This window comes from Streptomyces sp. MB09-01, assembly GCF_033794505.1.
In the GTDB taxonomy this organism is placed as follows: domain Bacteria; phylum Actinomycetota; class Actinomycetes; order Streptomycetales; family Streptomycetaceae; genus Streptomyces.
On the sequence record NZ_JARAYQ010000099.1, the window covers coordinates 17,546 to 28,159 of the forward strand.

A 10,614-nucleotide genomic window follows, 5' to 3' on the forward strand; every position below is an offset into this window, starting at 1 on the left:
ATGTCGGGAAGGCTTGGGAATGCCGGTCCGCTCAGCCCTGGGACGGATCCGGCATCGGAGGGTGGCCGATGTGTGCCCCTCCCTGCACGACGGCGGCCGCGATCGATCCGCCCTCGGCCTTCACACTGAGGTCCCGCCCCGCGGCCACCGCGCCGACCCCAGCCGCAGCCCCGCCTGCACGCGCACTCTCCTCCAGCAGTGCACGCAGCTCGGCAGCCGCCTCCTCCCGCTCCGTATCGTCCAGACCCTCCAGCAGATCCTCGAAACGGGTCCGCCACGCCCTCTCTTGGAGTTCCTGCTCCCGCTCGGCCCCGCCGCTCGCGGTCAGTTCGGCCGCGGTGCGGTCCAGCCGCTCCAGCTGCACCTGCACCCGCCGGTCGTCGCCGCGCCCGAACCATCGCGCGACCCGGCCCCGGAGCCCCGTCCACGCATCCGTCGTCGCGGCCTGCACCACCGCGGCACCCCCCGCCGCGGCCAACGCAGTCAACGATTCCGCCAGCATTTCACCAACCCCTGTCTCACCAGCTCACCGTCGCCCACGGCCCATCTGGGGCCGTGGGCGACGGTAGTGCCAGCCGATGTGGTGCGCAGCCCTTTTGCCCACGAACATTCTTACCGGGTGCCTGCCGCGCGGGACCGCAGCCGCAGAGCGGCTCGCAGGGGCCCACGTCAGGCCGAAGCCGGCATGCAGCACCGCCTGAGCCTCGTCACCGGGCGACCCAGCATCGGCAGGGAGTGCGGCACGTCACCCTGCACAGCGCGGCCCGCCACCTTCCCGGTCGGCGACTCGGCAAGCACCTCGTCCGGGTGGGCCCCCTCGTAGGCCGCGATGGCGCGCAGCAGCCCGTCGTGCTCGTCGTCACCGAGCGGGGTGTCCCGTCGCCGTAGTACGCGGCCGACGCCGCCAAGGCGTGGTCACGGCCTGCACGTAGGCAGCAGGAGAGAGCAGGGCACTGCTTTCGGTTGAGGGTCATGATCCTGCCCCGCACTGACCACGCCACTGCCCGACCCCGCCTTGCCGCGGCACGCAACCAAGCCGCCCTGCGGCACAGGGCGGGAACGGGGACAGCCTGCTGATCAGCACCGTCGTCACGGCCGGTCGCCCGGGCCGAAACCGGCTCTCGGCGGGTCGCACAGTCGCACAGTCGCACATCGTGACCTGCGGAGGTGTCGCTCGTTCCATCATGTGGCCCGATTTCTACCGGCTGCCCTCAAGGGGGGTACTGTCCTCCGGTCACGGACGGCAAGAGGATCGTCTGTTCAACCCAGGGGAACCACCATGACTGATCTGAACTCGCTGCGGGCAAGCCTTGCGTCAGGTGAGCACGAGTTCGCCGACACCCTGGCCTTCGTCGCCGCGCATTACACGTATCAGCCGCAGGCGTTCCGCAACGGGGAACTGGAAAATGCCGCAGGTGAGAACGAGGGTTCCTGCAAGACGCTGGGACTGGCCCTGATGGAAGGGCTGAGCGACCAAGAGGCGCTGCTGGCATTCGGTGAGCACTATCGCAGTGTGCTGGCGACGCCGAACGACACTGATCACGGCAACATTCGCAACCTCATGGCCCATGGCCTGGCAGGGGTGAACTTCGCCGGGCAGCCGTTGGCCCGCAAGAGCTGAGCAGCGAAATTCGGCCAAGCGCCTGGCTTCGTTCGCTTTCAGGGGTTCCGGCTCAGCTTCCGTGGTGCAGCCACGCTGAGACCGTTTTCGCAGGAGGGCAAAGCCTGCGCGACCGAACATCTGGCGCTTGAGCATCTTGATCCTCTTGACATGTCCTTCGATGACGCCTGAGTTCCAGGACAGGGTCAGGCCGGCGATGACGGGCCCCGAGTCAGCGGTCCGAATGCTGCGCCGTTCAGGTCCGGTCGCGGCCGTGGTCCCGGCCCCTGCGGCGAGCGAGCAGCGGGATGGAGAGCGGAGTCCGCCCGGGACCTTCGCACGTCGACCGGGCGGACCGCCGGTCTCCCTCTCGCCACGCGACGGAAGAGACCGACTCCGAGACCGTGCCCGTCCTCGAGGGTGTACACGAGGCCGTCCACGTGCCGACGTGGCCGGAGGCGTCGTGACCTCGACCGGGCGTGAACCCGGATTCGGAGCGCGTCGCGGCGCCCCAAGTGACCGTGGCCTTCCGGCCCGGGTCTCCCGAGGTGAAGAGCGCCTGGACCGACGGTGCCGTCGGCGAGCGGAAGTTCGGCTTTGTCGGTACGTGCGGGAGCCAGGTTGGGAAGCCGCCGGCGGCGAGGTGACCACGCCGGGCGTGTAGCCGCGGGTCGCGGCAGCCTGCGCTCGGTGGCCGAGGCCGTTCAGGCCGAGGCCGTTCAGGCCGAGGCCGTTCAGGCCGAGGCCGTTCAGGCCGAGGCCGTTCAGGCCGAGGCCGTTCAGGGAGGCTTGGCAGAAGGCCGAGCGCCCGCCGGTGCGGGAGCCGTCGGCGGAGGCGGCCGCGACGACGAGGGCCATGGGGCCGACTGCGGTGGCGAACTCGCGTCCGTCCACGGCTTCCATGCTCCGCCAGACCCGGTCGGGGACGCGGGGGCGGCGCCTGCGCAGCACCGGGGCCCGGGTGCGGGTCCAGCGCGCCACGGTGGCCGCTTCTTCGAGGTCGTACCCGGTCCAGGCGGCGAGCAGTCCGAGGGTGACGGCGCTGCGCGTATCGAGGATGCGTTTATGCCGCAACGGTCTGCAGCCACAAGGGCAGCAGCAGGAGCGACACGAGCGAACTCTTGATCACCAGCGACGCGGAGAGGTCGACGCCCACGTCGTAGCGCTGGGCGAAAATGAAGAGGTTCTGCGGGGTCGGCATCGCCGCGATCAGGACGAGGTACGCCAGCCACTCGCCCCGGACGCCGAAGAGCATCCCGCACACCGCCCACGTCAGCAGCGGGAACGCCAGGCACTTGAAGCCTACGAGGGCCATCTCCTCGCGCGTGGTGCCCCGCAGGTTCAGGCCGAGGCCGCCGAGGTGGAGGCCGAGGGCGAACAGGGCGACCGGCGAGGCGCTGTCGCCGACGAAGGCGGCGCCGTCCAGGACGACCCCCGGCACCTTCACCGAGAGGAGGTTGAGCAGGATCCCCGCGTTGCATGCGAGGACCACCGGAGTGGTGAGCGAGGCACCGACGGCGCGCGCGAGGCGCCGGGCCGGGCCACCCGCGGCAGGGCCCGCGCGGCCCAGTTCCATGAGGGCGATGACGACCAGCGACAGTACGCAGACCTGGAACAGCAGGATCGGGAAGATCGGCGCCGCCGTCCCGAACACGGTGATGAAGACGGGGACGGCGAAGTAGGCAGTGTTGACCTGGACCCCCGCCATCACGCGCAGCGCCACGACGCGGGGCTCCCGGATGCCGTGGACGACGGCCACCACGGCGACCGCCGCGACCGCGAGGGCCGCCGAACCGGCGTAGCCGCCGATCGCCCGCCAGTTGAAGAGGGCCGCGAGGTCGCTGGCGTAGATGTTGCCGAAGAGGTAGCAGGGGACGGCGAAGAGGAAGGCGTAGTCGGAGAAGACCTTCGAGGCCTCGGCCGGGACGATCCTGCGGCGCGCGAGCACCACCCCGCCGCCGAAGGCCAGCAGCACCGGCACCAGCTTCTCCAGCGCGGCTGCCCCACCCATGCCCGTCTTCCCCCATGATCGCCCGACGGGCAGCCTACCCGTACCCCGGTTCGGGCCCGTCGGCGCATAGGCTGGTCCGATCATGAGCGACGAACCCCGCACCCGGCTGTTCGGACGGAACCGCGACCGCACCCGCGCCCCCGCAGCCGGATCACCCGGTGCCCGCGTGCCCGGCGCGCTGGGACAGCTCGCCGTGGTGCTGCGCACGCCAGCCCGGGCGACGCAGCCCCTGTTGGGGCAGGCGCCCAAGCGCTGGCAGCGGACACTGCCGTACGTCGTCGTCGGCATCTTCGTGGTGACGCTGCTGCCGGTGACCATCGCCGTGCTGAGCAACGACTACGGGGTGGACGGCGGCTGGGCGGGCGCGCTCGGGGTGGCTCAGACCGTGCCGCTGCTGCTCGCGGTGGTCCGGCCGCTGCCCGCCTGGGGGCTCGTGCTGGGGGCGAACCTCGTCGGCGCGGTGCTGCTGATCGGGGCCGACGAGGTGGCCGGTCACGCCTGGCCGTGGCCGCCGATGACCATCGTCGGCTACCTGCTGCTGATGGCCTGTCTGGGGCTGCGCGAATCCATCCGGAACCTGGTCGGGGTGTGGCTCGTGACCGGCGGGCTCGGTGCGGTGCTGGGCTTCTCCCAGCCGGCGGGCGTGATGAACTCCGCCGCCCTGCTCTTCGTGCTGAGCGGGGTCATGCTGGTGCTGACGGGCGCGCTGCGCGGTCTGGGCGACGCGCAGCAGCGGATCGCCGAGCAGGAGAGCATCAGCGAGGCGGAGCGCGCCCGGCGGACCCTGCTGGAGGAACGGGCGCGGATCGCCCGCGAGTTGCACGACGTGGTGGCCCACCACATGTCGGTGATCACCGTCCAGGCGGATTCGGCGCCGTACCGGCTGCCGGGCATGCCCGGGCCCGTACAGGAGGAGTTCGCGGCGATCGCGGCCAGTGCCCGGGAGTCGCTGGGCGAGATGCGGCGGCTGTTGACCGTGCTGCGCGGTGACGGGGCGAACGGCGGCGCGGAGGGCGAGCGGGCTCCGCAGCCGGGGATCGACCGGCTCCAGCAGCTGGTCGAGGCGACCGTACGGGCGGGCCAGCCCGTGGAGTTGTCGCTGGCCGCGGGTGCGGCCGGGGCGGCTCCGCCGGCGGTGGACCTGTCGGCGTACCGGATCGTGCAGGAGGCCCTGGCCAATGTGGTGCGGCACGCGCCGGGGGCGCGCACCCGGGTCTCGGTGACGGTCGACGAGGACGAGGTGCTGGTCCTCGTGGTCAACGGTCCGGCCCGGGACGCCGTGGTGGCGCTGGAGAGTTCGGGCACGGGGCACGGCCTGGTGGGGATGCGGGAGCGCGTACGGTTGACCGGCGGGACGCTGGACACCGGATCGCTGCCCGACGGCGGCTTCCGGGTCGCCGCCCGCCTGCCCTTGAACGCCCCGAGCGAGCCGGCCCATCAGAAGGAGGAGGGGAATTGACGATCCGCGTGATCATCGTCGACGACCAGGCCATGGTGCGGGCGGGGTTCGCCGCGCTGCTGTCGGCGCAGGCCGACATCGACGTGGTGGGCGAGGCGCCCGACGGTCGGCAGGGGGTCCAGGTCTCCCGCTCCACGCACCCCGACGTGGTCCTGATGGACGTGCGGATGCCGGAGATGGACGGCCTGACGGCGGCCCGGGAGATCCTCGATCCCCCGCCGGGGGTGGTGCACCGGCCGAAGGTGCTGATGCTGACGACCTTCGACATCGACGACTACGTGTACGAGGCGCTGCGCGCCGGCGCCTCCGGATTCCTGCTGAAGGACGCCCCGCCGGCCGATCTGATCGCGGCGGTACGTGTCGTCGCCTCGGGCGAGGCCTTGCTGGCACCTTCGGTGACCCGGCGGCTCATCGCGGACTTCGTCCAGCAGCGGCCGGCTCCGCGCAAGGACCCGGCGCTGCGGCTGAACGGCCTCACCCCGCGTGAGACCGAGGTACTGGAACTCATCGCACGCGGCCTGTCGAACCAGGAGATCGCGGGGCATCTGGTGCTGGCGGAGCAGACGGTGAAGACCCACATCGGGCGGGTGCTGGCCAAACTCGACCTGCGGGACCGGGCGCAGGCCGTGATCTTCGCCTACGAGGCGGGGCTGGTCCGGCCGGGCGACTCCGGCTGACGGGACGGCGGCGCGGCTCGGCTCTGGATTGCCGGGCAACTCGGCCTGACCGGACGGCCGGACGGCCGGACGGCTCCCGGCGGGGAAGCGCCCCGGCTCCTCCACCCCCTACCCGGGTATGACATCCGACTTGGCACCACGGTCCGACGTACGCGCCGGTACCTCCTTCCTACCTTCCTCCTCGTCACGAGGAGAGGAGAAGGGGCATGCGCCGCTTCGGAAGGACGCTGGTCACGGCCGCGCTGGCGGTGACCGTCGTCGGGGGGACCGCCGGATGGGCCTCGGGCGAGAGCCAGACCGCGGTCACCGGTCCGCCGCCCGGCACGGCCGACTGGCGGGCCGATACGGCGTCCGGCCGGGCACTGCCCGATCCGGCGACCGCGACGCCGCGCGAGGTGGCCCGGTTCTTCGCCGGGCTCGACGACGCGGCGCGCCGGGAACTCCTGCGCGAGCACCCGCTGGTGGTCGGCAATCTGGAGGGGGCTCCGCTCCCCCTGCGGTACGAGGCCAACCGGATCGCGATCGCCGCCACGGGCGAGGCGCGCTACGCCTCGCTCGCCGCGCCGGACCGGCAGATCCTGGCCTTCGACCCGCGCGGCCGGGGTCAGGTCGCCGAGGTGTTCGGGGACCTGGAGCACGCGGAGCACGTCTCGGTGATCGTGCCGGGGTCGGACAACGACGCCACCACCTACGGTGCCCGGCGCAAGCCGAACACCGGCCCGGCCGGGATGGCGGGGGCGCTGCGCGAGGCGACCGGCGGGTTCACCATCGTCGTCGCGTGGATCGGCTACACCACTCCGGTCGGCGTCGGCCTGGACGCGGCCGACGGCCGGCTGGCCACGGCCGGCGCGACCCGCCTGGCCCGGTTCACGGACGGGCTGGACGCGGTCGGCGCGCCCGATCCGGTGCTGTTCTGCCACAGCTACGGTTCGGTGGTGTGCGGGCTGGCGGCCCGGCACACGGACGCCTCCGACATCGTGGCCTTCGGCTCCCCCGGGATGCGCGCCGACACCGCGGCCGGTCTGCGCACCGGCGCCCGCATCTGGGCGGCCCGCGGCCCCTCCGACTGGATCGCGGACGTCCCGAACGTCGAATGCGCCGGGATCGGCCACGGCGCCGACCCCACGTCCGCGGCCTTCGGCGCCCGCCGGGTGCCCGCCGCCGATGTCCAGGGCCACACCGGCTACTTCAAGCCCGGCACGCAGTCCCTGGCGGCCTTCGCCGCGATCGCGAACGGAGAGGGCCGATGAGCGCGGCCGTCGCCCTCGCCCCGCTGAGGAAGACCGCCGAGCGCATCGACCGGCAGACCCCCGCCCACCGCGACCGGGCGGTCGACGGGCTGCGCGCCCTGGCGCTGCTGGCCGTGCCGACCGGCCACTGGCTGCTCGGCGGCTTCACCCTCGACTCCGACGGCGGCCTGCACAACGCCAGCCCGCTGTCGGCGTTCGGCGGGCTGGCTCCGGCCAGTTGGGTGCTGCAGATGCTCGGCATCTTCTTCCTGGTCGGCGGGTACGCCTCGGCGCTCTCCTACCGGCGCCGCCCCGGTTCGGCGGGTGCCTGGCTGAAGGGCAGGATCGTCCGGCTGGGCCGGCCGGTGCTCGGGGTCACCGCGGTGTGGGCGCTGGCCGCGCCGGTGCTGTACGCGGCCGGGGTGCCCGAGGCCTCGCTGCGCACCGGGGCGAAGCTGGTGGTCCAGCCGCTCTGGTTCGTCGGGGTGTACGTGGTGGTCACCGCCCTGACCCCGTACTGCGTGCGGGCGGCGGGCCGCCTGGGCGGCTGGGCCGCGGTCCCCCTGCTCGGTTCGGTGGCCGTGGTGGACTTCCTGCGCTACGGGCCGCTCGCCGGCTCCGTACCGTCCTGGCTCTCCCTCGTGAACATCCTGCCGGGCTGGCTGTTCGCGTACCAGCTGGGCGTCTCCTGGGGCGAGCGGCGGATCGGGCGGCGCGGGGCCTGGCTGCTGCTGGCCGGCGGGACGCTGCTGTTCGCGGCCCTGCTGGCGGTGTTCCACTATCCCCCGTCGATGGTCGGCGTACCGGGTGCGGCGCGGACCAACTCGCATCCGCCGTCGCTGCTGGTACTGGCCCTGGCCTCGGCCCAGTCGGGTGCGGCGATCCTGCTGCGCGACCGGCTGGCGAAGCTGCTGGCCCGGCCGGCCCTGTGGGCTCCGGTGGTCGTGGTCAACCTGTGCGCGATGACGATCCTGTGCTGGCACCAGACGGCCATGCTGGCGGCGGCCGTACCCGGCTCGTTCGCGGGTGAGCTCGCCGGGCTGACGACGGCCCCGGACAGCCCGGGCTGGATCGCGGCGCGGGTGGCGTGGATGCCGGTGTTCGCAGCGCTGCTCGTGGGCATCGCCCGGTACGCGCGCCGGTTCGAGCATCCGCCGAAGGGGGTGCGCGGGAGCCGGGCGCTGCGCCGGACCGTGGCGGGACTGCTGGCGGCGGGGTTCGCGGTGTTCGCACTGGGTCTCGCGTAGCCCCCCGCATACGAAGACGAGAGCGCCGCTCCCCGGAGGAAGCGGCGCTCTCGTCGCGTACGGGTGCTCCGCGTCAAGCGATCGAGGCGGCGACGATCGCGGCCACGGCGAGGTTGCATGCGGACGAGACCCAGACCGCCGGGTGGGGCTCCGGGTCGACGACGATGGCGCCGAGCTTGCCCGGGGTCACGAGGTCGAGCACCAGGAAGGCGACCGCCATCAGGATCAGGCCGAGCAGGCCGAAGGCGGCGGTCGACGCCAGGCCCTTGCCGAAGTCCTGGTAGGTCGTCCAGATCGAGGTGAAGACGATGCCGCCGATGCCGAGGAGCGCGGAGCTGAGGAAGAGGGCCGCGTTGCGGTTGCGCTCCTCCCAGATCTGCTTCGGAAGCTTCCCGGGCGTCAGCACGTCCACGAGGACGATGCCGAGGATCAGCAGGACCAGGCCCAGGGCGCCGTAGGCACTGGTGCGGCCAAGTCCGTTGATGATGTCGCTCATTGAGAAGCCTGTCTCCGCGTGGGTGGGAAAGTATGTGCCGTGGAGAGGCCGAATCTATCGCACGGCTCTCCGGCGGACCATGGGGAGGTCAGCAGATGGTAAAGGTCAGGGCCGCGCGGGCGGCCGAGGCGGAGGCCCTGACCGGGCTGGTCATGCGGTCCAAGGCCCACTGGGGGTACGACGCCGGCTTCCTCGCCGCGTGCGCGCCGGAACTGCGGATCCGGCCCGACGAGGTGACGGCCCGCCGCATCGTCGTGGCCGAGAACGGGCGGGGGACGGTGCTCGGGCTGGCCTCTCTGGAGGGGGCTCCCCCGCTGGCGGCGCTGGGGCTGCTCTTCGTCGAGCCGTCGGCCTTCGGGCAGGGCGTGGGGCGGCTGCTGTACCGGGACGTGCTGCGCCGGGCCGTGGAGCTGGGGGTGCGCCGGCTGGTGATCGACGCCGACCCGCACGCCGCCGGGTTCTACCGGGCGATGGGGGCGGTGGCGGCCTCGGGGGCGGTGGCGCCGGCCGCGGCGCCGGAGCGGACGGGCGCGGCCCTGGTGCGTTTCGAGGCGGCTCCCGTCCCCCTCGCCGACTGGGCGCGGGCGTGGACCGGAGGCGGGCGGGCCGTGCACGTGGGCAACGTGGCGGAGTTCAACGCGCAGTTCGCCGACGCCTCCCTCGACCGGGGGCAGTCGGCCGCACACCACTACGCCTGCCTGGCCGCCTTCTACAGCCCGGACCCGGCGGCCCTGGTCCTGCCCCGGCCCGTCCCGACGGGCTGGACCGGGCTGGTCTGCCGCCAGCTGGGCTGGTCGGAGGTCGAGGTGTACGACGGCCTGGCGGAACGCGATCCCGGGCTGTGCGATGCCGTACGGGCCCGGCCCGCGCTGGCCGCACTGCTGACCGGGGCCGGGCTGCCCCTCGTACCGTGGGGGCGCACCCGGCCGTTCGGGCAGCTGTCGGGCCAGCCGTGGCGGGCCGGCGAGCTGCACTACGAGTCGAAGTCCGCGGCGCACGCGCTGTTCGGGCGGATCCTGGCGGACGGCGGGCATCCCCAGATCGTGCTCCCCGCGCAATGGAGGGCCGCCGGCCGGTGGGCGGCTGGCCGGCTGCTGGCGGCCAGGACCAGGGCCGGCGAGAGCAGTGTTCTGAAATCGGAGCACGGCGTCGGGGGTTCGGGCACCACGGTGGTCACCCCCGAGCGGGTCCGGGCCGCGGGCGGGGCCCGCGCCGTGCTGCGGCGGCTGCCGCGCGGGCCGCTGCTGGTGGAGGAGTACGTCGCCGGTCCGGAGGAGGCCGACGGCCCGCGGGATCTCACCTACGACGGCTTCGTGGACGAGGCGGGCCGGGTGCACGAGGTCGGCGGGGCGGTGATGGACGTGAGGGACGGCTGCTACCAGGGCGCCACGGTGGGTCCCGGAGTGGTGCCCGCGTGGGCGGAGAAGCCGCTCGCCGCCTTCGGGGCGGCGGTGGGCCGGGAGCTGGCGGAGTCCGGCTACCGGGGCTGGTTCGACGTGGACTTCGTCGCCGACGGCGCCGGCCGGCTCGCTCCGACGGAGACGAACCTGCGGCTGACGGGACCGTCCGTCGCCTTCATGGTGGCGGCCCGGCTCGACGCGCTGCGGGGCGCGGGGCACCTCGTACGGATCGCCGACCGCGTGGAGCTCGGCGCCCGGCTGCCGGAAGCCCAGCTGGACGAGCTGTGCGCGGTCCTGGCGCGGGAATGTGCGGAACTCGGTGCCGTCTTCGTCCCGGCCATCCCGACGGGCGCGTTCGACCCGGCGCCCTGGCTGGGCGTCCTGGTGGCCGCGCACCGCAGGGAGACGCTGGACGCGGCGGAGGCCCTGGTGCGGGCGGGGGCCCGGGCGGTCGGGGCGGAGTTCACCGCGTTCAATCGGTGAGCCCCGTCGGCC

The 10,614-nt window shown here is 73.3% G+C and carries 9 protein-coding genes and 1 pseudogene; 6 read left to right on the forward strand and 4 right to left on the reverse strand.

All coding sequences use genetic code 11. The features are described from left to right. Nucleotides 1-31: 31 nt before the first annotated feature. Nucleotides 32-502 carry a hypothetical protein gene (locus PV721_RS21215; RefSeq protein WP_319726776.1) on the reverse strand — a complete coding sequence of 157 codons (471 nt, stop codon included), beginning with the start codon at nucleotides 500-502 and terminating at the stop codon, nucleotides 32-34. A 777-nt stretch (nucleotides 503-1,279) separates the two neighbouring features. Between PV721_RS21215 and PV721_RS21220 the strand changes: the two genes are divergently transcribed. After that, nucleotides 1,280-1,621, forward strand: coding sequence for a HopJ type III effector protein (locus PV721_RS21220; RefSeq protein ID WP_319726779.1), 342 nt, complete (start codon nucleotides 1,280-1,282; stop codon nucleotides 1,619-1,621). Nucleotides 1,622-2,296: 675 nt separating this feature from the next. On the opposite strand, the pseudogene PV721_RS43790 reads toward PV721_RS21220, so the two are convergent. Continuing rightward, nucleotides 2,297-2,581, reverse strand: a pseudogene (locus tag PV721_RS43790) (hypothetical protein); the annotation flags it as partial. Nucleotides 2,582-2,663: 82 nt separating this feature from the next. Continuing rightward, complete coding sequence (locus tag PV721_RS21225; RefSeq protein ID WP_319726782.1) at nucleotides 2,664-3,611, reverse strand: AEC family transporter; 948 nt, start codon at nucleotides 3,609-3,611, stop codon at nucleotides 2,664-2,666. An 82-nt stretch (nucleotides 3,612-3,693) separates the two neighbouring features. On the opposite strand from PV721_RS21225, the gene PV721_RS21230 reads away from it, so the two are divergent. The 4 genes from PV721_RS21230 to PV721_RS21245 all read left to right on the forward strand — a co-directional run bounded on the left by PV721_RS21230 (nucleotide 3,694) and on the right by PV721_RS21245 (nucleotide 8,223). Further along, nucleotides 3,694-5,070 carry a sensor histidine kinase gene (locus PV721_RS21230; RefSeq protein WP_319726784.1) on the forward strand — a complete coding sequence of 459 codons (1,377 nt, stop codon included), beginning with the start codon at nucleotides 3,694-3,696 and terminating at the stop codon, nucleotides 5,068-5,070. Next, nucleotides 5,067-5,747: a response regulator transcription factor gene (locus PV721_RS21235; RefSeq protein ID WP_319726787.1), complete on the forward strand. Its 681-nt coding sequence runs from the start codon at nucleotides 5,067-5,069 to the stop codon at nucleotides 5,745-5,747. Before PV721_RS21230 ends, PV721_RS21235 begins: the two co-directional genes overlap by 4 nt. 206 nt (nucleotides 5,748-5,953) lie before the next feature. Beyond that, a complete protein-coding gene (locus PV721_RS21240) occupies nucleotides 5,954-6,997 on the forward strand; it encodes an alpha/beta hydrolase (protein WP_319726789.1) in 1,044 nt (347 codons plus the stop codon). Then, complete coding sequence (locus PV721_RS21245; RefSeq protein WP_319726792.1) at nucleotides 6,994-8,223, forward strand: acyltransferase; 1,230 nt, start codon at nucleotides 6,994-6,996, stop codon at nucleotides 8,221-8,223. Before PV721_RS21240 ends, PV721_RS21245 begins: the two co-directional genes overlap by 4 nt. A gap of 73 nt (nucleotides 8,224-8,296) precedes the next feature. Here the strand turns inward: PV721_RS21245 and PV721_RS21250 are convergent, their stop codons facing one another. Further along, entirely contained in the window at nucleotides 8,297-8,719 is a 423-nt protein-coding gene (locus tag PV721_RS21250) for a DUF350 domain-containing protein (protein WP_319726794.1), read from the reverse strand. Between the two features lie 95 nt (nucleotides 8,720-8,814). On the opposite strand from PV721_RS21250, the gene PV721_RS21255 reads away from it, so the two are divergent. Beyond that, complete coding sequence (locus PV721_RS21255) at nucleotides 8,815-10,602, forward strand: GNAT family N-acetyltransferase (protein WP_319726796.1); 1,788 nt, start codon at nucleotides 8,815-8,817, stop codon at nucleotides 10,600-10,602. Nucleotides 10,603-10,614 lie beyond the last annotated feature (12 nt).